At 43.2% G+C, this 22,411-nt stretch carries 20 protein-coding genes; 10 read left to right on the top strand and 10 right to left on the bottom strand.

Annotated elements, in window-relative coordinates; all coding sequences use genetic code 11:
• Positions 1 to 23: 23 nt before the first annotated feature.
• Positions 24 to 500, top strand: a complete 477-nt coding sequence (locus CLV51_RS13285; protein ID WP_146151282.1) for a hypothetical protein — start codon at positions 24 to 26, stop codon at positions 498 to 500.
• A gap of 2 nt (positions 501 to 502) precedes the next feature.
• Here CLV51_RS13285 and CLV51_RS13280 read toward each other — a convergent pair whose 3' ends face one another.
• The 6 genes from CLV51_RS13280 to CLV51_RS13255 form a co-directional block, all read right to left on the bottom strand.
• Positions 503 to 3,310 (bottom strand): TolB family protein, encoded by a 2,808-nt coding sequence (locus CLV51_RS13280; protein WP_106528509.1) that lies wholly within the window; start codon positions 3,308 to 3,310, stop codon positions 503 to 505.
• Positions 3,311 to 3,467: 157 nt separating this feature from the next.
• Positions 3,468 to 4,895, bottom strand: coding sequence for an L-serine ammonia-lyase (locus CLV51_RS13275; RefSeq protein WP_106528508.1), 1,428 nt, complete (start codon positions 4,893 to 4,895; stop codon positions 3,468 to 3,470).
• Positions 4,896 to 5,008: 113 nt separating this feature from the next.
• On the bottom strand, positions 5,009 to 5,494 hold the full coding sequence (locus CLV51_RS13270; protein WP_106528507.1) for an FKBP-type peptidyl-prolyl cis-trans isomerase: 486 nt from the start codon (positions 5,492 to 5,494) through the stop codon (positions 5,009 to 5,011).
• Positions 5,495 to 5,561: 67 nt separating this feature from the next.
• Positions 5,562 to 6,047, bottom strand: a complete 486-nt coding sequence (locus tag CLV51_RS13265) for an FKBP-type peptidyl-prolyl cis-trans isomerase (RefSeq protein ID WP_158267006.1) — start codon at positions 6,045 to 6,047, stop codon at positions 5,562 to 5,564.
• 129 nt (positions 6,048 to 6,176) lie between these two features.
• Complete coding sequence (gene groL, locus CLV51_RS13260; protein WP_106528505.1) at positions 6,177 to 7,814, bottom strand: chaperonin GroEL; 1,638 nt, start codon at positions 7,812 to 7,814, stop codon at positions 6,177 to 6,179.
• 51 nt (positions 7,815 to 7,865) lie between these two features.
• Positions 7,866 to 8,147 (bottom strand): co-chaperone GroES, encoded by a 282-nt coding sequence (locus CLV51_RS13255; RefSeq protein ID WP_106528504.1) that lies wholly within the window; start codon positions 8,145 to 8,147, stop codon positions 7,866 to 7,868.
• 342 nt (positions 8,148 to 8,489) lie between these two features.
• Between CLV51_RS13255 and nusB the strand changes: the two genes are divergently transcribed.
• From nusB to CLV51_RS13230, 5 genes are all read left to right on the top strand, one after another.
• Positions 8,490 to 9,419 carry a transcription antitermination factor NusB gene (gene nusB, locus CLV51_RS13250; protein WP_106528503.1) on the top strand — a complete coding sequence of 310 codons (930 nt, stop codon included), beginning with the start codon at positions 8,490 to 8,492 and terminating at the stop codon, positions 9,417 to 9,419.
• A gap of 37 nt (positions 9,420 to 9,456) precedes the next feature.
• The gene (locus tag CLV51_RS13245) at positions 9,457 to 9,900 is read left to right on the top strand and encodes a DUF1573 domain-containing protein (RefSeq protein WP_106528502.1); all 444 of its coding nucleotides are present in this window, start codon (positions 9,457 to 9,459) and stop codon (positions 9,898 to 9,900) included.
• A gap of 24 nt (positions 9,901 to 9,924) precedes the next feature.
• A complete protein-coding gene (gene yajC, locus CLV51_RS13240) occupies positions 9,925 to 10,269 on the top strand; it encodes a preprotein translocase subunit YajC (protein WP_245898708.1) in 345 nt (114 codons plus the stop codon).
• Between the two features lie 170 nt (positions 10,270 to 10,439).
• Positions 10,440 to 11,036: a dephospho-CoA kinase gene (coaE, locus tag CLV51_RS13235; RefSeq protein ID WP_106528501.1), complete on the top strand. Its 597-nt coding sequence runs from the start codon at positions 10,440 to 10,442 to the stop codon at positions 11,034 to 11,036.
• 69 nt (positions 11,037 to 11,105) lie between these two features.
• The gene (locus tag CLV51_RS13230; RefSeq protein WP_106528500.1) at positions 11,106 to 11,444 is read left to right on the top strand and encodes a HesB/IscA family protein; all 339 of its coding nucleotides are present in this window, start codon (positions 11,106 to 11,108) and stop codon (positions 11,442 to 11,444) included.
• Between the two features lie 64 nt (positions 11,445 to 11,508).
• Here the strand turns inward: CLV51_RS13230 and CLV51_RS13225 are convergent, their stop codons facing one another.
• From CLV51_RS13225 to secDF, 3 genes are all read right to left on the bottom strand, one after another.
• The gene (locus CLV51_RS13225; protein WP_106528499.1) at positions 11,509 to 12,447 is read right to left on the bottom strand and encodes a glycoside hydrolase family 18; all 939 of its coding nucleotides are present in this window, start codon (positions 12,445 to 12,447) and stop codon (positions 11,509 to 11,511) included.
• Between the two features lie 422 nt (positions 12,448 to 12,869).
• Positions 12,870 to 13,982 carry a TlpA disulfide reductase family protein gene (locus CLV51_RS13220; protein WP_158267005.1) on the bottom strand — a complete coding sequence of 371 codons (1,113 nt, stop codon included), beginning with the start codon at positions 13,980 to 13,982 and terminating at the stop codon, positions 12,870 to 12,872.
• A 176-nt stretch (positions 13,983 to 14,158) separates the two neighbouring features.
• Complete coding sequence (gene secDF / locus CLV51_RS13215) at positions 14,159 to 17,326, bottom strand: protein translocase subunit SecDF (RefSeq protein ID WP_106528497.1); 3,168 nt, start codon at positions 17,324 to 17,326, stop codon at positions 14,159 to 14,161.
• Between the two features lie 214 nt (positions 17,327 to 17,540).
• Between secDF and CLV51_RS13210 the strand changes: the two genes are divergently transcribed.
• The 4 genes from CLV51_RS13210 (at position 17,541) to CLV51_RS13195 (ending at position 21,412) form a co-directional block, all read left to right on the top strand.
• Complete coding sequence (locus CLV51_RS13210; RefSeq protein ID WP_106528496.1) at positions 17,541 to 18,770, top strand: serine hydrolase; 1,230 nt, start codon at positions 17,541 to 17,543, stop codon at positions 18,768 to 18,770.
• A 13-nt stretch (positions 18,771 to 18,783) separates the two neighbouring features.
• Positions 18,784 to 19,500, top strand: coding sequence for a DUF4397 domain-containing protein (locus CLV51_RS13205; RefSeq protein ID WP_106528495.1), 717 nt, complete (start codon positions 18,784 to 18,786; stop codon positions 19,498 to 19,500).
• A 188-nt stretch (positions 19,501 to 19,688) separates the two neighbouring features.
• The gene (locus CLV51_RS13200) at positions 19,689 to 20,828 is read left to right on the top strand and encodes a pyridoxal phosphate-dependent aminotransferase (protein WP_211301988.1); all 1,140 of its coding nucleotides are present in this window, start codon (positions 19,689 to 19,691) and stop codon (positions 20,826 to 20,828) included.
• Between the two features lie 53 nt (positions 20,829 to 20,881).
• Positions 20,882 to 21,412, top strand: a complete 531-nt coding sequence (locus tag CLV51_RS13195; RefSeq protein WP_106528493.1) for a DUF7935 family protein — start codon at positions 20,882 to 20,884, stop codon at positions 21,410 to 21,412.
• Here CLV51_RS13195 and CLV51_RS13190 read toward each other — a convergent pair whose 3' ends face one another.
• Positions 21,413 to 22,321, bottom strand: coding sequence for a M23 family metallopeptidase (locus tag CLV51_RS13190; RefSeq protein ID WP_106528492.1), 909 nt, complete (start codon positions 22,319 to 22,321; stop codon positions 21,413 to 21,415).
• Between the last annotated feature and the right edge of the window lie 90 nt (positions 22,322 to 22,411).

Here is a 22,411-nt window from a genome sequence, read left to right as displayed (position 1 = left end):
ATTTTTTATATCCCCATACTATCATGCTAAAACACCTACTTTATATTTTATTATTGGGAACTGCTGCTACACCGGTATTAGCACAGGCAAAGAAAAAAGCGGCGCCTGCTGCCGCTACTGTCAGCAACAAAAGGCCTACGAAGCTTCGCAGCAGCTGGGGTGTTTTTTTAAGTGATACACTTCCTAAAAGTGAAATAATAAAGCTGCTGGATTCCAGCCTGGTAGTGCGTGACGAAAAAAATGTTAAATACCCCATTATCTCTTTTGCCTTTACTTATGAAAGGCATGAACCCTACCTCAACGATACCACCGGACAACCTGCCGTTTATAAAGATTTTACCGGAGAAAATTTCAAACAAGGTTCCTTGTCCGCCTTGTGGAGCAGCCGTTTGAAAGAATTACTGCAAACAGGTGATATATTATATTTTGATGAGATCATCATCAGATACGCTGGTGAAAAATACTACAAAGCACCTGCGCTCAGAATAGATGTTAAATAATTTTAGTGGCTGAATAATTGCTGAATCGGGATGATAAAATTCACCCGGTTTTTTGCATTATCTACAGGATCCTGATCAAACAGGTGGCTGAAACGTACGCCAAACGTGAATGGCAGGACATTACCGATCCTGGTATCAAAGAAAAGCTCCGTACCCGCAGAAGCATAACGGGTATTAATATCTCCCCTGAAATAATTAGCCATACTATAATCATAAAACAGGTTAGCCCTGATACGGTTAAAGTATAATATCTGTGCAAAGCCCCAGTCGGGATATACCAATGGAAGATGGTAATTGGCGCCCAGCTTGTAAATACGGGTATAAAGCGGTGTATTATACCCTCTCGCATATACGAAGTTATCTGTAAAACTATAATTAAACTCGTTGTCCCGTTGCTGATAAGCAGCCTGTAATACCAGGTTATGATTTTGCCATAAACCCGGCAGATACTGATCCAGTCTTGCATACAACTGCTCTGCGTATAATCCGCTGGTGGAGCTGCTGTATTGCACTGCAGCATACTGACCGAAATGCGTGAAGATATTTTGCGTGGCTTTTATCCGCTGGTTGTTGAAGATCAGGGTGTGGGTCAGGTATTGCAGATCATTTCCTTTGTATTTTTTATCCCGATAGCTATGATTGATGTTATAATTGCTACCAAATGATAAGCTGCGGCTGTAAAGGCCGGCAGATAAGTTGAGCGGAATGCTGTAACCAACATGCGTTGTTATTTCATTCCAGTAAACACGCTCCCTGTTTTGATTAAGGCCGTTACGGTTTATCGTATAGTCAACACCGGTAGAGAGATAAGGGAACCATCCACCAAAAGTGAAGCTGGCGCCAAAGTCTGAACTACCTTCATTCCGGTTATACGTATAACCCAGACTGGTAGTAGTGGTGCTGAGGATGTTTTCGCCGATGAGGGAGATACCATAATCCGGGTCATTAAAAGAAGGTGCCCAGCTATGGAAGTTAAAAGGACGCGTGAACTGCGGATATTTTTTTACCGGTAGAGAATCGTGTGGCACTTTATCCAGGATATTACCGCCTTCTTCAAAATACGGTTGCAGCCAGGCGCTATGGTCTAATTTGCTGATAGTTACCTGCTGCCAACCCGCAGTTTTTACCGCGGCGTGGTATAATTTATATCCTTTTATAGTGAACTCACTGAAAACAAGACTGTCTTTTTCGTTGTCCAGGGCTACATGTAACGCACTGTTGCTCCGGTCTGTTACCTCATAAGTTTTTTTGTCAGATAACGTCAGCGCATACACGTCATTTACATCTTTATAACCGGAAGTAAAATAAACAGTATCCCCATTTACAGCCGGTATACCCAGCACAGTGAAGCTGAAAGGCGTGAGCACAGTAGATTCGCCGGTAGTCAGGGATTGCTGCACCAGCGCCATCTCTCCTTTCTGGTTCCGTACAGCACTGATGATAGCCTGGTCATTGGCCGCAAAACGAGGATAGGTGTAGTACCAGTTTTCCGGATTGGGCAATACTTTTTCTATGGTACCGGTTTGGGTATTGATCAGTTGCAGGCTGTACTGCATATCCGGCGTGGTGGCAGTAGCTATTACCTGCTGCCCGTTTGCGCTGATATCAGGAGAAAAGAATTTGCCACGGGGAGATACTGTTTTAGTGCTGCCGGTAGCCTTATCCCAGATGCGGATAACAGAAAAATCTTTCCAGCCCCAACGTGCATCAAAGCGGGCAGCTGCCCATACCGCCCGACCATTTTTATAACTGAAAAAGTCGTCGTATACAATGCCGGGTCTGACCAGCAACTGCTCTTTACCGCCGGCATTCAGCAAGTAGATACCAGGTACTTTATTATTTGCACTTTTCAACACCACCCATTCATTATTACCAGCAGCATATACATATTTGTAGTTAGTCACTTGTTTGGCAACAGGCATCAAAGGCACTGCCGGTGTAGTATCCGGGCGGGCCGCGTAATTATTCCATAGTGGCTGATATTCCTGCAACATGGCATGATAGAAACCTGTCACATTCTTGCCTGTCCTTTTCTTCAGGCTATGCGAGAGCGGATAAAAAACGCCACGGTAACGTACTGCATCGCTGGTAACGTCTCTCCAGAATGTTTGTCCGTAATGCTCACGGCCATAAGTATTCATGAGGTAACCTAATGGATAATGATCCGGAACAAAATCAACATACGAGCCATTGCGGATTTTCATATAGCTGTACTGTTTACCCGCCAGTGAGAGTCCGCGGAAACCGTCAAAGAAAGCCGGGAGCCTGCCTCTTCCCTGCGGACTGAGTGCTGTTTCCATTACTACCGCATCTCCTTCCCAAAACCAGTTAGGCACTGCGATGTTGGTAGCAGCGGCCTGCCCCAGTTCACCACCCAGGTAGGAAAACACTTTAGAAACACCCTGGCGGAAGTTCATATTTTGCAATACGTGCCGGTATTCATGCAGGGATAATTGTTCCACCCAGTTGAGTGAGCCCAGATCCTGTGAAGAAGGCGAAGGAGATAAATAAAATTCTGAGCGGAAGGGGCCTAGTTGTACGTACCCATTGGATTGCATTGTTTGGTTCTGCAATACAATGCTTACCTTTTTTTCCAGGTTACCGATAGAATGCCTGGAATAACGATTCAGATATTGTTCAATATTAGCTACACGTTCGCCCTGCAGGCTCATGCCCCGGGGGAATATAACACGTATAGTATCTGTATTGATCTGCTGCCATTTCAGCGATGGAGGGTTTCCACCAAATTGTTGTGCTGATAACGAAAGAGAGAAGAAAAAAAGAAAAATAATGGCAAGGATAATACGCATAGAATAATTACGAATTACGAATTATGAATTACGGGTCGAAACGAATGTAAATACCGTATAAACGAAAATATGTTTCTTTCGTTATATTTCAGTAATTAATATCTGCTTAAATCTTCGCTAATAGTCCCGTAATTCACAATTCGAGATTCGTCATTACTTAACATTCAGGCAAGCTGATAGGAATATTTACTGCGAGGCCACCATCAGAGGTTTCCTTATATTTTGAGTTCATATCCTGCGCGGTTTCCCACATTGTTTTCACAACAGCATCCAGTGATACTTTTGCCAGTTCAGGGTTACTTTGCAGGGCCAGCTGGGAAGCGGTGATCGCTTTGATAGCCCCCATCGTATTTCTTTCAATGCATGGAATCTGCACCAGTCCGCCAATAGGATCGCAGGTAAGGCCAAGGTGATGTTCCATGGCTATTTCTGCAGCCATTAACACCTGGCGTTGGGAACCGCCGAGGCATTCCGTCAGCGCCGCCGCCGCCATGGCCGACGACACCCCTATTTCCGCCTGGCAGCCGCCCATGGCTGCGGAGATGGTGGAGCGTTTTTTAAAGATGCTACCTATTTCAGAAGCAGTGAGCAGGAACTGTTCGATCTTATCTTCGCGGAAACCATCGCAGAAAATGATAAAATACTGCAATACAGCGGGTATTACGCCTGCTGCGCCATTGGTGGGTGCTGTTACCACGCGGCCAAAAGACGCGTTTTCTTCATTCACGGCTAATGCAAAGCAGCTTACCCAGTCGAGTGTATAGCTAAAATGCTCGCCTCCCGCCCTGATGGCTTCAATCCAGGAATTATAATCTGAATAGGTACGGCCTTTCAATAATTTTTTATTGAGTGCAGCAGCACGGCGTGCTACTTTCAGACCACCAGGTAACTCACCGGTAGTGTGGCATCCGCGGAAAGTACATTCCTGCATTACCCGCCATATATTGAGGATGCCCTGACGGGTTTCCTCTTCAGAACGCCAGGCTTGTTCATTTTCCATGACCAGTTCCGAAATGCTGTAACCTGTTTTAATACACCATTGCAGCAGCTGACGGGCGGTATCGATAGGAAATGGCAGGTCTACCTGTTTGCCACCACCATTGGCATCCCCTTCCTGTATAACAAAGCCGCCACCAATGGAATAATAAGTAGCTGCGCGTTGTTCTCCATCTGTAAAAGTGACCAGGAAAGTGAGTGCATTGGGGTGAAAAGGCAAAGATTCTTCAAAGAGAAAATCAATATCTTCAACGGGGTCAAAATCTATTTCATACTTACCCGCTACCAGCATTTTACGGCTACGGCGGATAGTATCCATTTTAGGATTAATCTGGTTTACGTCAAAAGTAACGGGATCGTCGCCGCAAAGACCCAACTGTACTGCAATATCAGTACCGTGTCCATGGCCTGTTTTAGCGAGTGAGCCATATAGCAACACCTGTAATTTGGTGATATCTGCCAGCCTGCCGTTATCGTCTATTTGTTGCAAAAAACGCTGTGCAGCCCGCCATGGGCCTAAGGTATGAGAACTCGAAGGGCCAACGCCTATCTTAAAAATATCGAATACGGAAATACATTCGTGTGCCACTGTTTTTCTTTATTTATCTGTAAAATTAACGGAAAGCGTGCGAATAAAACAAAAGGCATAAAAAAGCGGTCCAGGCTACACCGGGACCGCTTTTCCATTTATGCTGAACAGCACTATTTATTAGTGAAATCGATCAGTTTAACATTGAAAATCAATACAGCATTAGCCGGGATACCGCTACCTGGTGAAGTAGGGCCATAACCATAATAAGAAGGCAAATAGAGGTTTATTTCTCCACCTTTACCAATCTTGGGTATACCTATCTGCCAGCCCTGAATTACACGGTTTAAATCGAAGGTCGTTGAGTCATTTGAGTCAAATTTAGATTTATCCAGCAAGGTACCTATGTAGCCAACTTTAACGTTGCTGGTAGCCTTAGCGGTATCTTTTGTATCACCTCTCTTCACAATCTGGTAAAAAATCCCATAGGTAGAGTCATGCTTTACACCTGTGATATTATTGGCTTTCAGGTAGGTATCAATTTTAGCAGAGTCTATGTTAAATTGTGCCACAGCATCATAAGGTGTTGTGTTGTCTTTCTTTGAGCAGGCTGCGAGCACAACCAAAAATAATCCTCCCAACAAAAATACTTTCTTCATACGGTAACAGTTGCAGTTTGTTTATAAAATAAAAAGTAAAAATACGAATGGCAAAAGTTAATACATCCTACTTAATATTTACTAATTCTATTTCAGAAATAAGAATAGCATTTGGGGGGATTACGCCGGGAATACCAACGGAACCGAATGCCAGAGCGGGCGGAATGTATAATTTGATCTTTCCTCCCTGTGAAATTTTTTGCAGGCCTATTTGCCAGCCGGGAATATGATCTTTAAGCGGGCGATGATCGAAATCAGTAGCACCAAAGGAATTGCCTACTATTGCTCCTGAAATCAGTTGATTGGTATAGATAACGGTAGGAATGGAGGTAGCTTTTACAAAATGAACACTATCTCCCTGGGTAATAATATTATAATAGAGACCGGATGCATCCCGCTCTGCTTCTAAATTATGAGCGCGCAGATATGCCTGTATTTCGGTATCTACCCTGGCATCTGCCAGTGGCACCATATTCATGGAGGATTCTTTTTTCAGGCAGGCTGCGAGCGATATGAGCAGGCAGGCCATCATCAGTTTAAAAATTGTATTCATCCGCATCTATTTACATCTCGTTCTTTTAACGACGATTCTGTTCATAATGTTACAGGTTGACAGATTTTCTGCATAAAAAAACTCCTGACAGACCGAAGCCCGCAGGAGTTTTTTTTGTAATAATATAGATTAATAATCCATACCCATACCGTGGCCGCCGCCGCCCATAGCAGGAGCAGATCCCTTAGGTTCTGGTTTATCAGCGATTACACATTCGGTAGTCAGCAGCATTCCAGCGATGGATGCAGCATTTTCCAGTGCAATACGGGTTACTTTAGTAGGATCGATAACACCTGCAGCCAGTAATTTTTCATACTTTTCAGTGCGGGCATTGAAACCGAAGTCGCCTTTACCTTCTTTCACTTTCTGTACTACGATAGAACCTTCAATACCTGCGTTAGCAGTGATCTGACGTAATGGTTCTTCCACAGCACGTTTAACGATAGCGATACCGGTTTGTTCGTCTTCGTTTTCACCTTTCAGTTTTTCCAGGGATTCGATAGCGCGGATGTAAGCAACACCACCACCAGGAACGATACCTTCTTCAACAGCAGCGCGGGTAGCGTGTAAAGCATCGTCTACGCGATCTTTCTTCTCTTTCATTTCTAATTCCGTTGCAGCACCAACGTACAATACAGCCACACCACCGCTTAATTTAGCGAGACGTTCCTGTAATTTTTCGCGGTCGTAATCAGAAGTAGTTCCTTCGATCTGCGATTTGATCTGGCCGATACGAGCCTGGATATCTTTTTTCTGACCTTTACCACCTACAATAGTAGTATTGTCTTTATCGATAGTGATAGATTCTGCTTTTCCGAGGTAAGTCAGGTCAGCATTTTCCAGTTTATAGCCTTGTTCTTCGCTGATAACGATACCACCGGTAAGGGTAGCAATGTCCTGCAGCATATCTTTTCTTCTGTCGCCAAAGCCAGGAGCTTTAACAGCAGCAACTTTCAACGTACCACGCAGTTTGTTTACCACGAGTGTAGCCAGTGCTTCACCTTCCAGATCTTCGGAGATGATAACCAGCGGAGCGCCCTGTTGAGCTACTTTTTCCAGGATGTGGAGGATATCCTTCATGGTGCTGATCTTCTTGTCGTAGATCAGGATGTAAGGACTCGCCAGTTCAGCCTGCATTTTTTCGCTGTTGGTGATAAAGTAAGGAGACAGGTACCCACGGTCAAACTGCATACCTTCTACTACTTCTACAGTAGTTTCAGTACCCTTAGCTTCTTCTACAGTGATAACGCCGTCTTTGGTTACTTTCTGCATTGCCTGGGCAATCAGTTTACCAATTTCGCTATCGTTGTTAGCGGAGATGGAAGCTACCTGTTCGATTTTTTTGTTGTCGTTACCAACTTTTTCGGACTGTTTTTTCAAGTCTTCAACAATTGCTTTAACAGCTTTGTCGATACCACGTTTCAGATCCATCGGGTTAGCGCCGGCAGCTACGTTTTTCAGACCTTCGCCAATGATAGACTGGGCCAGAACGGTAGCAGTAGTAGTACCATCACCTGCTAAATCAGCAGTTTTGGAAGCTACTTCTTTCACCATCTGAGCGCCCATGTTTTCAATAGCGTCTTCCAGTTCAATTTCTTTAGCAACGGTAACACCATCTTTAGTTACGCCAGGAGCACCGAATTTCTTTTCGATTACTACGTTACGACCTTTAGGTCCCAGTGTTACTTTAACGGCATCAGCCAGGGTGTCGACGCCTTTCTTCATTTTGTTGCGGGCGTCTATATTGAAGAATATTTGTTTTGCCATAATACTTGTAGATTTTTCTTTTAGAAGTTAGACATATCCGGGAGGATATCATTAAACGATCGCCAGGATATCGGATTCACGCATGATTAAGTAATCTTCACCTTCGATAGGGAGTTCCTGACCAGAGTATTTACCGTACAGTACAGTATCGCCTACTTTTACTGTGATCGGCTCATCTTTTTTACCAGGACCAGCAGCCACTACGGTGCCTCTCACAGGTTTTTCTTTTGCAGTATCCGGGATAATGATACCACCAGCTGTTTTTTCTTCCGCCGCTGCAGGTTTCACGATTACCCTGTCAGCTAAAGGTTTAATACTTAATTTTTTAGCCATAGTAGTTTTTATTTAAAAAAGTAGTTGATTTTATGATCGCTCCTTCAGTCCACGAGAATTGTGCCAAGGCGGTTTTCGGGTCAAATTTGCAGATTACAAATGTAATGAGGCAATTTGATACTGACAAATCATGACAGTCCTCAGGAAAAAATGACAGGAATGTCACGCAAGGACGGTTTTTCACGCAAAGGCACAAAGCAGCAAAGGCGCAAGAATATTTATATAATATCTGATAAAAGCATTTCTTTGCACCTCTGCTGCTTTGCGCCTTTGCGTGAAATATCCCCAAATATGAAAATTTTTCTCTAGTTTTGCGCCCTCATACCAGTTCTTTTTTATACGATGATCAGTAGAAGAAACATCCGGGTAAAAGTAATGCAAACACTTTACGCCCTGGAAACGATGGAGGAAAGCAGTATTAAGCCGGGCACGGCCACCAGACTTTTAAATGAAAAGCTGGACCAAACCTGTCAGATCTTTACCTACTTACTTAATTCAGTGGTACAGGTGGCCCAATACGCAGAAATTGATGCGCAGGCCCGTGCCTCCAAACACTTACCCTCTGCCGAGGATCTGCAGGTGAATACCAAAATTGCAGGCAATGAATTTATTTACCAGATAATCAGTGACAAAGGCTTCCAGGTAAACCTGGCGCAATGGAAAATGAAGCTGCAAACAGACGATGATCTGCTCAGAAAGCTTTATAACCAAACGGTGGCAACGGATACCTATAAAGCTTATATAGCAAACGGGGACCGTACCAAAGCCGGCGAAAAGGAAATACTCGAATTCATCTATAAAGAAGTACTGTCGAAAAGTGAGCTATTCGTTCAGCATATGGAAGATACCTTCCTTCACTGGGGCGATGATGAAGAAATGATGACCATTCTCATCAACAACTATTTCAACAAGCCACATCTCTTCAATTTTCTACAGCTGATCAGTAAAGAAAAGCTCGATTACGCGAAAGAATTGCTGCTGACAGTAATTGATAAGAAAGGCTACTGCCTGGAGCTGATCAAACCCAAATTACAAAACTGGGATTCCGAACGTATTGCAGCCGTGGATATGCTACTGATGGAAATGGGTGTATGTGAGTTCCTCTATTTCCCTACCATTCCTACTAAAGTAACCATCAATGAATATATAGACCTGGCAAAAGCTTACAGCACGCCACAAAGCGGTCAGTTCATCAATGGTATCCTTGATAATATACTGAAAGACCTGGAAAAAGAACAGTTGGTTCAAAAACAGGACCGTCCAAAAAAGTAAGTGGGAAAAGTTATTTTTACTGAAAATAAGCAACACCATGAAGAAACTGTTCTGTTTACTTACCTGTGGATGCCTGTTCTTAGCCGCCTGCAACAATAACGGTAAAAACAAAGCATCTGAAGCCGGAACACAGGTTACCGGTAATAAAAATGCGGATGGAAAATCCTCCGTGTTGTCCTTTGAAGAAAAGGTGCATAACTTTGGAGAGATTGCCCAGGGTGAAAAAGTGGAGTATTCCTTTAAATTCACCAATACGGGTACCAGCCCATTGCTGATAGAGGATGCAATTTCCAGTTGTGGTTGTACGGTACCGGAATGGCCTAAAGAGCCGATTAAACCCGGACAATCCGGATTTATGAAAGTGATTTTTGACAGTCATGGAAAATCAGGCTATACAGAAAAGGAAATTTCCATCAAAACCAACAATGGCGATGGTTATGTAATGGGGCCGAAAATTCAGTGTAATATTATTACCAAATAGCATAAACTATTAAATCAATTATAGATGAACATCCTGAACATTTTATTAATGACGCCTCAGGCAGGAGCACAAGGTGGTGGTAACTCCTACATTTCGTTCCTGTTTTTTGGTGGTATGATTGTCGTAATGTGGCTCTTTATGATCCGCCCGCAGACTAAAAAAGCAAAACTGCAGAAACAATTTATTGATAACCTGAAAGAAGGTGATAAAATCGTTACCATTGCCGGTATCCACGGTAAGGTGAAAAAAATGAACGATAATAACACTGTTCTGATGGAAGTTAGTCCTGGTACCAACTTTACAATTGAACGTTCTGCTATCAGCATGGAATATACAGTAGCGCAACAAAAAGCGGCAGAAACTAAATAGGCAATAAGCCCAACAGGCAATAGGCCAATTATAAAAATTACGAATTACGAATTGCGAATTACGGAGTAGTATATAGATCTTAGCGAAGATAATATCCGCTTTTATCTACCTTTTACTCCGTAATTCGCAATTCGTAATTCGTAATTTTTTTTAATAACTTGGGGGCACTTATGTTAAAAGTTGGAATCACAGGGGGCATTGGCTCCGGCAAAAGCACCGTCAGCAAAATATTTGAGTTATTAGGCGTACCCGTATATTACGCGGACGACAGGGCCAAGGACATCCTGATAAGAGACCATGCATTAGCGGAGGAGGTTAAAAAACATTTCGGGGAAGAAGTATATGATGCCAATGGAGCCCTGAACCGCAAACACCTTGGCAATATTGTATTCAACGACAAAACAAAACTGGATATACTCAACTCCCTGGTGCATCCTGCCACCATCCGTGATTCTGAAAACTGGGCACTACAGCAGCAAACACCCTACGTGCTCAAAGAAGCAGCCCTTCTCTTTGAAACTGAATCTTTCCATTACCTCGATAAAATAATTGGCGTATATGCCCCGCAACCACTGCGTGTACACCGCGTAATGAAACGGGACAATATAACGCGTAATGAAGTGCTGGCACGCATTCACAAGCAAATTGATGAAAGGATCAAAATGCGTTTATGCGATTACGTTATACATAACGATGAACAGCAACTGGTGATTCCCCAGGTACTGGAATTGCACCAGCAATTGCTGAAAATGGCAAATGAGCAGTAAGGTTACCTCCGGTATAGCGACTCCTTCAACTAAATACTGTTTTGCCTAACTTTGATAAAAAGATGGATTATGGATACCGTTATTAATTCACCCATACAACTGACAGCCGGTGCTGTGGAAGAACTGAAAAGGCTGCTGCAGGGTGCTACAGAAGCGCCCTACCTGCGTGTAGGTGTTAAAGGCGGAGGCTGTTCGGGAATGTCCTATATGCTTGGCTTTGATGCACTCATGGAAGATGATGAAGTTTTTGATGTGTCCGGAGTACCGGTGATTATGAAAAAAGCACATGGCATGTACCTGATGGGAATGGAGATTGATTACCAGGATGGATTAAACGCACGGGGCTTTGTATTCAGAAACCCCGATGCCACCTCTACCTGTGGCTGCGGCAGTTCGTTTGGTGTATAAAATATTTTGATAAAAACGAGGCTGACCCAAAAGGTCAGCCTCGTTTTTAATTATCAGGGCTCAACTAGTGAGCAGGATTCATTGTTTGTATGGCAGCCCTGGTAGTTACATAATTTCGGCCACTATTAGGACCTTCCATATCAATACCATAAGCAAAAACGCCCCCCTTAGTCCCCTGAGTTGGCTGCCAGCTTGCATAAGCAGGCATCTGACCCGCCTGATAACCAGTACCGTCTTCATAACTTACACCTACTAAATATTGATTTGGGCTAATGTAAGGTGCATATGTATTAAATGTACCGGTTAAACTGCTGGCAGTTCTCCAATATGCCTGCTGAAAAACATAATTGACATAACTTTTAATACCGGCCATCAAAGCATTGCCATTCTGATTCGTATCATAAATAAGCAGCTTTCCTGTTCCCGACTTTGGCCCCAGGTATTGCGATAACGCTTTAAAAGTAGCTATTTGGTCCTTCAGTGTTTTTCCACTGGCAGTACTTTCTATATCTATATCATAACCATCATAATTATACTCATTGATTTTACTCATGATCCCCTGTACCCAGGTATTCAAACCGGCCGCATCTGTTGAAGCATTAGCATAGTATCCCCCTGTAAAAAACACTTTTGTTCCTCTTGCATGCAGATAAGGTACATAGGTATACTTCAGTGTATCCCAGTATGGATTACCAACCGGTGTATAATCTGTAAAAACACTTACAAGATCCACACTATCCGGAAGGTCTGTCATCCTTGTTTTATAATTACTATCTGTTACATGATCTCCCCAGGTACGATAATATCCTGCCATTAACTGATGCGGGCGCTTTTTATAAGCAATCAAACTGTCGAAGCTGCCCTGCAAAACTTTGTTTACAACGGATGATGTTTTCGTGGAAAGCTTTTGTAACGCGTTCTGCCTGACTTCCTTTGAACAGGAAACAGCAAGGGCAAAAAAAACAGCAATAAGGATGATCTGACTGAGATTGAATTTTTTCATTCCTGTAATATTTATATTGGTTAACTAATAAATACAAAGGCATGACGATGAGTTCTCACCGGTGATCGTCAGAGCTTATAACAGCGGGTAGTCCACGATATCGACAGATTTATCAAATCTGCATGCAGCACAGCATTATGCAGTAATTAAGGCATTGTTACACCAGGAATACTAATTGGGAAACGCGTAATTGACTATTGAATTTTACTTTCAAAAATGGGATTTTCCTGTTCACTCTCAGACGTAGAATTAATCAAAATTGGTTAATCAAGCATTTTTATCTCATTATAATAAACATACTACATTAACTACTATATCTAAAATAGCAAAATAACATATGCAAAACAAATGTTATTTTGCTTAGATCAGATAGTATTTTAATGACAAGACAACTGCGGGATAATAGAAAAGAGGTACTGAACCTATTTTACTATTGCAGCGAGTTTCTTCTCCAGCGCCAATCCACGCAGGTTTTTAGCCAATATCGTTCCTTCAGGGCTTAACAGGAAATTGGTGGGAATACCTTCTACTCCATACTCCTTTGATACTTCGTTTTTCCATCCTTTGAGGCTTGATACCTGTGCCCAGGTAAGTCCATCCTCTTTGATAGCTGCTTTCCACGCACTTTCACTTTCGTCCAGCGACACGCTTAGTATAGTAAAGTTTTTATTTTTGAATTTGTTATACGCTTTTACCACACTGGGATTTTCACCGCGACAAGGACCGCACCAGCTCGCCCAGAAATCAAGCAATACATATTTTCCCTTAAAATCGCTTAATTTAACCGGTTTACCATTCACATCATTTTGTGTAAACTCAATAGCTGGTTTACCAATAGCTACTTTTTCCATGATCACCAGTTTCGCCGCCAGCTTTTTACCGGCACCTGAATTTTGCAGTGTTGTATCCAGCTTGATAAACAGATCGTGTATTTCATTATAAGTGCCGCTATAAGTCATAGTATGCAGGCTACTGAGGCTTATAAAGCTGTGCGGGTTGGCAGTGATGAATGCCTTATTAATAGTAGCTTCCTGTTCTGCCAACATATCAAATATAGCAGTGAGGCTATCCATCCCTGGCTGATCATTTTTATTTTTTGCCAGTTTATAAACCTCGTACAATGCATTTCCCTTCGCGTTAATACGCTTCTTTTGCTCATTCAATGCTGCCGCATCCCGCTGCACCTGTCCGCCGGTAATATATGCGTCTTTCATCGAGTCTGCTTTACCGGCAATACCAATGATAGTATCTTCCAGGTACAGCGATAAATAACCCGCATAATCTTTCAGGAAGATCTGCGCCTTTACAGGCTCTTTTACGCGTCCTGTAAAAGTAAAACTTCCGTCTTTTACCACAGCGGTGTCAATGATACTGGAATCTCCTTTACTATAAGATAAATAAATGACCGGATCTTTTAATCCGTCCATTTTACCATTGATGGTATAGGTATCAGATACAACCGGGGCAACTGGTTTACAGGCAAACCACAGCAGGAAGATAGCAGACGACAACAGCAGAACATGGCTTCTTTTCATGATGATGTTTTTACATATTATTTTCATTGGCAAAGAAATAACTTTCGGTTGCGTTGCAGCCGCACTAAAGCAAATAAACTATCGTTCGATTGTCCTTGTGGCATGTTATAATAAAAAAACCTCCCGGCTAAGCCGGGAGGTTCTGATTTATCAAACATTCTTTCAGTTATCTCACTTTATTTAGTAGCGGGAGCTGCTTTTGGAGCAGTTACTGCTACCGCATCGCCTTCATTGGACAGTTGGTTCTTTTTGTCAAAGTCAACCAATACCGGGGCAGCAACGAAGATAGAAGAGTATGTACCGGTGATCACACCCACCAGCATCGCAAATGCGAAACCGCGGGTTACTTCACCACCGAATATAAACAATATCAGGATTGTCAGGAATACCGTGAGTGACGTCATGATAGTACGGCTCAGGGTATCGTTAATCGCTTTATTGATAACAGTATTTCTGTCGCGGCCATGTTTACCTGTTCTGAAGTATTCACGGATACGGTCAAATACAATCACGGTATCGTTCATGGAGAACCCTATCACGGTGAGGATCGCAGCAATAAAGTGCTGATCAATTTCCAGTGTGAAAGGTACCCAGCTTCTGCACCAGGAGAATACGGCCAGTGTTACCAACACGTCATGCAACAGGGAGAAGATAGTACCGATAGAGTACTGCCATTTGCTGAAACGCAACAGGATGTACAGGAAGATCACTATCAGAGAGAACACGGTTGCTTTTACAGCACCTGCGCGTAAATCATCAGAGATAGTTGGTGATACTGTTTGAGAACCGATCACAAAGCGGGATGCAAACACTTCAGGTGTTACAGACGCATCGTAGAATTTCTTCAAACCGTTATACAGTTTGTCAGCTACTTCTTTATCAACGGCCAGGTTCTGCTGTTCAACTTTGTAAGAAGTAGTAATGTTCAATTGGTTGGTAGAACCAATTGTTTTTACAAATACTTCAGAGTTGAATTCTTTCTTCAGCTCAGTAGCTACATTCTCTCTGTTCATCGGGTGTTCAAAACGAACAGTGAAGCTACGGCCACCGGAGAAATCAATACCGTGATCAAAGCCATGGAAGTAGGAAGACACACCTGCTACCATTACGAAAGCAGAGATGATATAAGCGTATTTACGTTTACCTACGAAATCAAAAGCGGCATGTTTAAATACTTTACGGGAAATTGGGGTAAAGTATTCAAAGTGTTTTTTCCTTTTCAGCCAGAAGTCAGTAACCATACGGGAAACCAGGATACCACAGAACAGCGACAGGAACAAACCTATGATCTGCGTGGTAGCAAAGCCCAGTACAGGACCTAAACCGAAGTAGAATAAGATGAAAGCCGTGAGCAAGGAGGTAACGTGACCATCCAATACCGGTGCATAGGAACGTTTGTAACCATCTGCCACCGCATCCGGGTAGGATTTACCATGCGTGAGTTCATCCTTGATTCTTTCGAAGATGATTACGTTGGTATCCACGGCCATACCGATTGTCAGTACCATACCGGCAATACCAGCCATTGTTAACGTAGCGCCCATAGAAGCCAGGATACCGAATGTAAACAGCAGGTTAAGCACCAGTGCAACGTTAGCTACCCAGCCGGCGGAGTTATAATACACCAGCATGAGTACGAATATGATTCCGAAGGAGATCATGAATGATTTAGCACCTGCAGCGATAGATTCAGCACCGAGGGTAGGTCCAACGATCTGTTCCTGTACAATTTGTGCACGGGCAGGCATTTTACCGGACATCAAGGTATTTGCGAGGTCATTGGCTTCTTCAATGGTAAAGCTACCACTGATAGAAGAACGGCCGCCGGCAATTTCTCCCATGATAGAAGGTGCGGAATAAACGATGTTATCCAGTACTACGGCAACGTAGTTCAGGGTAGCAGGATCTTTTGGATTGGTAGGAGCCAGTTCGCCGGTCAGTTTTTTCCACTCATGGGCACCAACGTTGTCCATGGTCATGCTGATTTCCGGTTGGTTGTTCTGGTCCATATCCTGACGTGCATCAATGATCCTATCGCCACTTACACGTGGTTCAGGATTAGTTGGATTCACTTTCAGGACGTATACAGCCATTGGGCCGTGTTTGTCTGTTTTATTTTCAGGACCGAATGCAAATACCGCGTCTTTAGGCAAAATGCTTTGTACAGCTGGTAAATTCAGGTAACGGCTGAAGGTAGCAGTATCTTTAGGTAAAATTCTACCGATAGAAGATCCAGGGTAGATGGTACCTGATTGTGGATCAATGTTCGGGAATAATACCATGAACAGCGGATTTTGTTTCTGCTGTTCTTTAATCTGCAGTTCTTTGGTAGCGTTTTTACCGGTATCAGCTTTAGCGCCTTTACCACTGTCTTTTGCCAGGTAATCGCTCAGGCTACCGGTTTTGCTGGTATCTGTTGGTGTAGCAGCGGCTATTTTAGCTTTAGCAGTATCTACAGCTGGTGTAGCAGATGCGCCGCCCAGTGAGTTTCTGATAGCTTCATTCATCGGGGTCAGCACATTCTGGAAAAATTCCGGACTGTTCTTATATACCTCTCTGAATTCCAGCTTAGCAGTTGCCTGCAGATATTTGTGTACACGGGCAGCGTTATCAACGCCGGCGAGTTCCACAGAAATGAGGCCTTTATTTTCGTCCAGGCTGATGTTGGGTTGTGCCACACCAAACTTATCAATACGTTTTCTCAGTACCGTAAAGGTGTTTTTGATGGCAACACGTGATGCTTTACGAATCATGTCCAGCACCTGCTGATTGGAGGAATTGAAAGTGATGTCTTTTTGATAAGCATTCGCGAAAATAGAAGCCAGTTTACCCTGGGGAGCTATTTCGGTGTACGCTTGTCCGAATAAAGTAACAAAATCGGCCTGGCTTGTCTTTCTCAGCTCATTTGCCCTCTCCAGCGCTTTGTTAAAAGCAGGATCCTTGGATTGACCGGATAAAGCGCGGATTACATCTTCCACGTTTACTTCCAGTACTACGTTCATACCACCCACCAGGTCCAGACCGAGATTCAGTTCTTTCTCTTTGGCCTTAGTGTAGGTGATATACCATGGGAAACCTGCAATTTGCTTGCTGCTGGTACTGTCCACGATCTCCTGTCTCCTTTGTTTAATAAACCCTTTCAGCGTATCTGAGTAGAAGCCCTGCAGTTCCTGGCTGCCTGGATATTTCTTTTCAGGTGTAGGGTATTGTTTGGCCACATCGTTCTCGGCCTGCTGCTCTATCTTCTTCTCATAGTTCCGCACCAAAAACGTGAAGGACAATTGGTACAAAGAGATAAGGATCAGTGCGATGGCAAAAAATCTTACCAGTCCTTTAAGTTGCATACTGTTTGTTTCGGGTTTATAAAAAAAATTTTTAAGAGTTGCAAAGATAGAATTAAAATCGATATATTAAAGCCCTTGTTAAAAGAGGTGCAAAATCAATCTACGCCTGAGTTTGCGGGCTTGTTGACATACTTTTTTCTAAATCTGCGATCCTGGTTGGTGTTAGTTTTTAATATTATTTCTTTGCTTTACAGTTCATAACAGCGACAAATATATGCAAACCCAACATTATCCGGCAACAGATAATTTCCTGGATGCTTTGCTGAAAGGTCAAAAAAGCCGTTTAGGCGCCGTTTTCAGCGATCCTGCTGCCTACCGTTTACAGATTATTTTTACCCGGATTGACCGGGACGCACGCCAGCATCCGCATTTTACGGATTATTCCTACGGTGTTTCGCCAGGCACCTATTATTACCCAGCTTCTACCGTAAAACTCCCGGGTGCTATACTGGCACTGGAAAAACTGTATGATCTGCAGATTGCCGGTGCCACCCGCAATACCCCGATGTTTACAGCGCCCCTGCCGGGTGTTAATCCGGGTGTATTACACGATTATTCGGCGGCAGACAAAGTACCATCTGTGGCGCATTATATTAAAAAAATATTTCTGGTCAGCGATAACGATGCCTTTAACCGCCTTTATGAATTTGTGGGACAGGAGCATTTTAACCGACGGCTGTGGGAAATGGGCTATCAGCAGGCCCATATCAGGCACCGGGTAGGGCTTCCCTTACATGAGGAAGCAAATAAGTATACCAACGGTATACGGCTGCAACAGGGTAAACATTTACTGTACCAGCAGCCGGCAATTCGTAGTAACCTGGTATTTCCTGCCCGGCAGGATTTTGCAGGACAGGCACATTACAACCACCAGGGGCAGCTGGAACGCAAGCCCATGGACTTTTCCTATCGTAACAAGCTACCTCTCACCCATTTGCATGATATCCTTCGCAGTATAATTTTTCCGGAGGCTGTAACAAAACAACAACGTTTCCGTTTAACTGAGGACGATTACCAGTTTTTGTATCGTTGCATGTCGCAATATCCGGAAGAATCTATTGATCCTTTGTATGATCCGGCACACTTTCCGCAAACTTATGCAAAGCTGTTGCTTTTCGGGGGAATGGGTGATCAGCAGATACCGGCCAATATCCGGATATTCAACAAACCGGGATGGGCATACGGCTTTTTAACTGATACAGCTTATATTGTGGATTTCGCCAATAATATAGAGTTCTTATTATCAGCCAGCATATTTGTGAATAAAGATGGGATTTTAGGAGATGACCAACAGGTATTTGATGAAATCGGCAAACCCTTTCTCAAAACACTGGGAGAGATTATTTACACTGCAGAACAACAACGTAATAAAAAATATCAACCGGACCTTTCCCGTTTCAAACTAAATTATAAAAACACAAACAGTCATATAACACACTATTAAAAACTGAGAGCAAATGCTTACCAAGAAAAATCGCGTATGGGCCGTAGTAGCCCTGTTAACCGGAGTAATCGGATTTTCTTCCTGCTTGAAAAACGATACGATCAGCACTCCGCCAAGACCACAGGCCAGCATATGGTTTCTGAACACCTCTACCAACGGTATAGGCCTCGACTTTTATGACAACGGTACCAAAGTTACAAGCAACAGTGCTATCGGTTTCAACTTCCAGGCAAGATATTCTGTGTATGGCGGTCCGCATAACTTTACATTTAAGAAAGCGGGTGCCGACAGTCTCGTTCTCAGCACCCCGGATTATCCATATGATTCTACTAAATTTTATACCTTTTTACTGTATGATAACCCGATAAAAGCAGCTACTGTTTATAGTGATCTCAGCAATTACACACAGGATAAAGTCTATTTCCGCTTTTTAAATCTCAGCAAAGAAGCCGGTCTGGTAGATGTATTCATCGGTAATACCAAAGTTGACAGTAACAGGATATTCACGCCTGCGTTTTCCAGCTCATTCTCTCCGCTGCCAAGCTTAAACATGAATGGTGTGGTGACTATAAAGCGCGCTGGCAAGGATTCTGTACTGGTTAGCAACAATAAGCTGAAAGTAACTTCCTTCCAGCAGGGTAATGTGTATACTGTTTATATGGCTGGCAAACCAGGCAGCCCTGCAGGCGACTCCTTAATGGTAGATGCTTTTTACAGTTACTACAACTAAAATCATTAAATTATACAAACGCAGAACGGACCGGTATTGCCGGTCCGTTCTGCGTTTGTATAGCAGCAACGATATATCTTTCCCGCTCTTTTCTACTTTTTTTCTGTAGGTTTGTTCTGGTCAATAGTTAAGATATGAATCAACTAGCAGAAAGGCTGACACGGATTTCCGAGCCTCAAACAATTAAAATGGCGAAACTCGGCCGCGAGTTGAAAGCCCAGGGAATAGACATTGTAGACCTTAGTATTGGAGAACCAGACTTTGATACCCCGGTACATATCCGGGAAGCAGCCAAAAAGGCAATTGACGAAGGCTACACACACTATACTCCTGTGGCAGGCTATGCGGATGTAAGACAGGCAGTAGTACACAAATTAAAAAGAGATAACGGTCTTGACTATACGCCGGAACAAATTGTAGTATCTACCGGTGCCAAACAGAGTTTGGCCAATGCAGTACTGAGCATTGTTGATCCGGGTGATGAAGTGATCATCCCTACGCCTTACTGGGTAACTTATTCAGAACAGGTAAGACTTTGCCAGGGTGTAGTTGTATTTGTTCCCTGCAGCATTGAAAATAATTACAAGATCACACCAGCACAACTGGAAGCGGCTATTACGCCCAAAACCAGGCTGTTTATGTTTTCATCTCCCTGCAACCCTACCGGTTCTGTATATTCCAAAACAGAGCTGGAAGGCCTCGCTGCGGTATTTTCAAAACATCCGCAGATCTTCATTATTTCTGATGAGATATATGAGTATATCAATTACGAAGGAAAACATGAAAGCATCGCACAGTTTGGCGATCTGATAAACCGCACCATCATCATTAACGGTTTGAGTAAAGGCTTTGCTATGACCGGCTGGCGCCTGGGCTACCTCGCCGCACCACTGGATGTAGCTAAAGCATGTGATAAAATTCAAAGTCAGTTTACTTCTGCCACCTGCTCTATCACGCAACGTGCTGCCATTACCGCCCTCACAGGCGAATTAACTACTGCCGTAGCCATGGTAGCTGAGTTTAAAAAACGCCGTGCTTATATACACGAAGCCCTGAAAACCATTCCAGGCTTGAAAGTAAATGATCCCGAAGGTGCTTTTTATATGTTCCCGGACGTAAGTGCTTTCTTCAACAAATCATTTGAAGATTCTCATATCAAAGATGCAGATGATCTTTGTATGTATCTCCTTCATAAAGCTAATGTATCCGCTGTTACAGGCGTTGCTTTCGAGCAGCCAAACTGTATCCGTTTATCTTATGCGGTAAGTATGGACAAACTGGAAAAAGGTGTGGAAAGATTGCGGACCTGGTTAGGGAAACTTGCGTAACCTACATATAAAATATTATTATATATTTGTGCGCATAAAACCTTTAGAATAAGATGGATGTGAATATGCAGAACCTCTTGTATATTGCTCTTGCGGTGGGCGCAATAGCAATTGTGTATCCAACAATTAAAGATCTTTTTAAGAAGCCTAAGGCGAAAGCCATGCCTGATGAGGAAAAGCCCGCACCTGTGAATGCTGCTATCCTTCCGTTACAGTTACAGGCATATGAGCGAATGGCTTTGTATACAGATCGTATTACACCGCAAAGCCTGATCGGGCGTATCTATCAGCCAGGATTTTCTGCTGTGGATATGCAGATATCGATGGTACAAAATATCAAAGCGGAATATGAGCATAATGTAACGCAGCAGATCTATGTATCTGCCACTACCTGGGAAGCAGTAAAAACATTGAAAGAGCAAACCATTTCCGTGATCAACCAGGTAGCGATACAATTGCCACCGGATGCACCGGCAATGGAGCTGAATAAACAAATTCTCGAAGTATTTATGCAGGCCGGCGAATCTCCTGCCGAGCTGACCGCTCAGATTATCAATGCAGAAGCAAAAAGGCTGATGAGATAATTACCGGGCATTAATGACTTCATTTAACAGATAACCTTTACCGTTAAACAACATATACAGCGGCGTTCCCTGATACCAGGGAATGCCGGCTTGTTTTACGTGTGCCTGCATGTGCAGGTGTGGTTCTGTACTGAAGCCGGAATTGCCTACACAGCCAAGGGCATCTCCCTTTTTTACGTACTGGCCTTCATGTACCACCACGCTACCCTGTTTCAGGTGTCCCATAAACACATAATAGTTGGCAGTTTCCAACAGTACCTGGTTGGTATTCTTAGGTCCGCGGTCCATAGCCGGCGGAATGTTATCCGGGTTATTGCTGTAAGCCCTTTTCACCAAGCCATCGCAGGGTGCATACACGGTATCATTGAAGATCGCATAATCATCGAGCTTACGTGAAAACACGGTATTAGCACGACCTCCCCAGCTATTGAGTTTTACAATATCCATGGCGTAAACGGCACCACGCAAACTAAAATGAAATAAATTGGTAGGAAGTCCTTTACCTCCCTGTAATACAAAGTATTTACCTGATTTAAAGGGAAAAGAAAGCTCCACTGTATGGGGTTTACCAGTGGTGCCCTCAAAATATAGCGCAGTAGCCAATACAAAAAAAGTAGTCATTATACCATTACTGACGCGCTTCCATTTTGGGGTGGGCGCCGCTACTTTATTATGTTTACGGAAAAAGTAGCCGGCAATAAATAATACCAGCAGTCCACCAAAAATGTATTTGGAATAAATGGAAAGATATACCCACGTACCATATAAATAGTCGAATACACCCAGTGAGAGCCCCATCAGCAACCAGGTAAAGGTAGCCGTCAACGGCCTGCTCCCGGCTTTCCACACGAGATATAAACTATATACTGCCAATGCCAGTGTAATGCCTAATAGGGAATAAATGATCATAATAGCCTGTCAAACTTTAACACAAAATATCAATATTTTTCTCTGCGGCGAAGTACCGTAATAATTATGTAACATTGCAACGCTAGTTTT

Source organism: Chitinophaga niastensis, assembly GCF_003014755.1.
GTDB classification, from domain to species: Bacteria; Bacteroidota; Bacteroidia; order Chitinophagales; family Chitinophagaceae; genus Chitinophaga; species Chitinophaga niastensis.
Note: the sequence above shows the minus strand (reverse complement) of the source record. Positions and strands in the feature narration are given on the sequence as shown.

What these genes read in the sequence shown, in the direction of transcription:
- nusB (WP_106528503.1), top strand. Translation starts at nt 8,490, where the DNA reads ATGATCAGTAGAAGAAACATCCGGGTAAAAGTAATGCAAACACTTTAC.
- CLV51_RS13255 (WP_106528504.1), bottom strand. Translation starts at nt 8,147, where the DNA reads ATGGCTAAAAAATTAAGTATTAAACCTTTAGCTGACAGGGTAATCGTG.
- coaE (WP_106528501.1), top strand. Translation starts at nt 10,440, where the DNA reads ATGTTAAAAGTTGGAATCACAGGGGGCATTGGCTCCGGCAAAAGCACC.
- secDF (WP_106528497.1), bottom strand. Translation starts at nt 17,326, where the DNA reads ATGCAACTTAAAGGACTGGTAAGATTTTTTGCCATCGCACTGATCCTT.
- CLV51_RS13265 (WP_158267006.1), bottom strand. Translation starts at nt 6,047, where the DNA reads ATGAATACAATTTTTAAACTGATGATGGCCTGCCTGCTCATATCGCTC.
- CLV51_RS13195 (WP_106528493.1), top strand. Translation starts at nt 20,882, where the DNA reads ATGGATGTGAATATGCAGAACCTCTTGTATATTGCTCTTGCGGTGGGC.
- CLV51_RS13230 (WP_106528500.1), top strand. Translation starts at nt 11,106, where the DNA reads ATGGATACCGTTATTAATTCACCCATACAACTGACAGCCGGTGCTGTG.
- CLV51_RS13280 (WP_106528509.1), bottom strand. Translation starts at nt 3,310, where the DNA reads ATGCGTATTATCCTTGCCATTATTTTTCTTTTTTTCTTCTCTCTTTCG.
- groL (WP_106528505.1), bottom strand. Translation starts at nt 7,814, where the DNA reads ATGGCAAAACAAATATTCTTCAATATAGACGCCCGCAACAAAATGAAG.
- CLV51_RS13225 (WP_106528499.1), bottom strand. Translation starts at nt 12,447, where the DNA reads ATGAAAAAATTCAATCTCAGTCAGATCATCCTTATTGCTGTTTTTTTT.
- CLV51_RS13200 (WP_211301988.1), top strand. Translation starts at nt 19,689, where the DNA reads ATGGCGAAACTCGGCCGCGAGTTGAAAGCCCAGGGAATAGACATTGTA.
- CLV51_RS13245 (WP_106528502.1), top strand. Translation starts at nt 9,457, where the DNA reads ATGAAGAAACTGTTCTGTTTACTTACCTGTGGATGCCTGTTCTTAGCC.
- CLV51_RS13190 (WP_106528492.1), bottom strand. Translation starts at nt 22,321, where the DNA reads ATGATCATTTATTCCCTATTAGGCATTACACTGGCATTGGCAGTATAT.
- CLV51_RS13285 (WP_146151282.1), top strand. Translation starts at nt 24, where the DNA reads ATGCTAAAACACCTACTTTATATTTTATTATTGGGAACTGCTGCTACA.
- CLV51_RS13205 (WP_106528495.1), top strand. Translation starts at nt 18,784, where the DNA reads ATGCTTACCAAGAAAAATCGCGTATGGGCCGTAGTAGCCCTGTTAACC.
- yajC (WP_245898708.1), top strand. Translation starts at nt 9,925, where the DNA reads ATGAACATCCTGAACATTTTATTAATGACGCCTCAGGCAGGAGCACAA.
- CLV51_RS13270 (WP_106528507.1), bottom strand. Translation starts at nt 5,494, where the DNA reads ATGAAGAAAGTATTTTTGTTGGGAGGATTATTTTTGGTTGTGCTCGCA.
- CLV51_RS13220 (WP_158267005.1), bottom strand. Translation starts at nt 13,982, where the DNA reads ATGAAAAGAAGCCATGTTCTGCTGTTGTCGTCTGCTATCTTCCTGCTG.
- CLV51_RS13210 (WP_106528496.1), top strand. Translation starts at nt 17,541, where the DNA reads ATGCAAACCCAACATTATCCGGCAACAGATAATTTCCTGGATGCTTTG.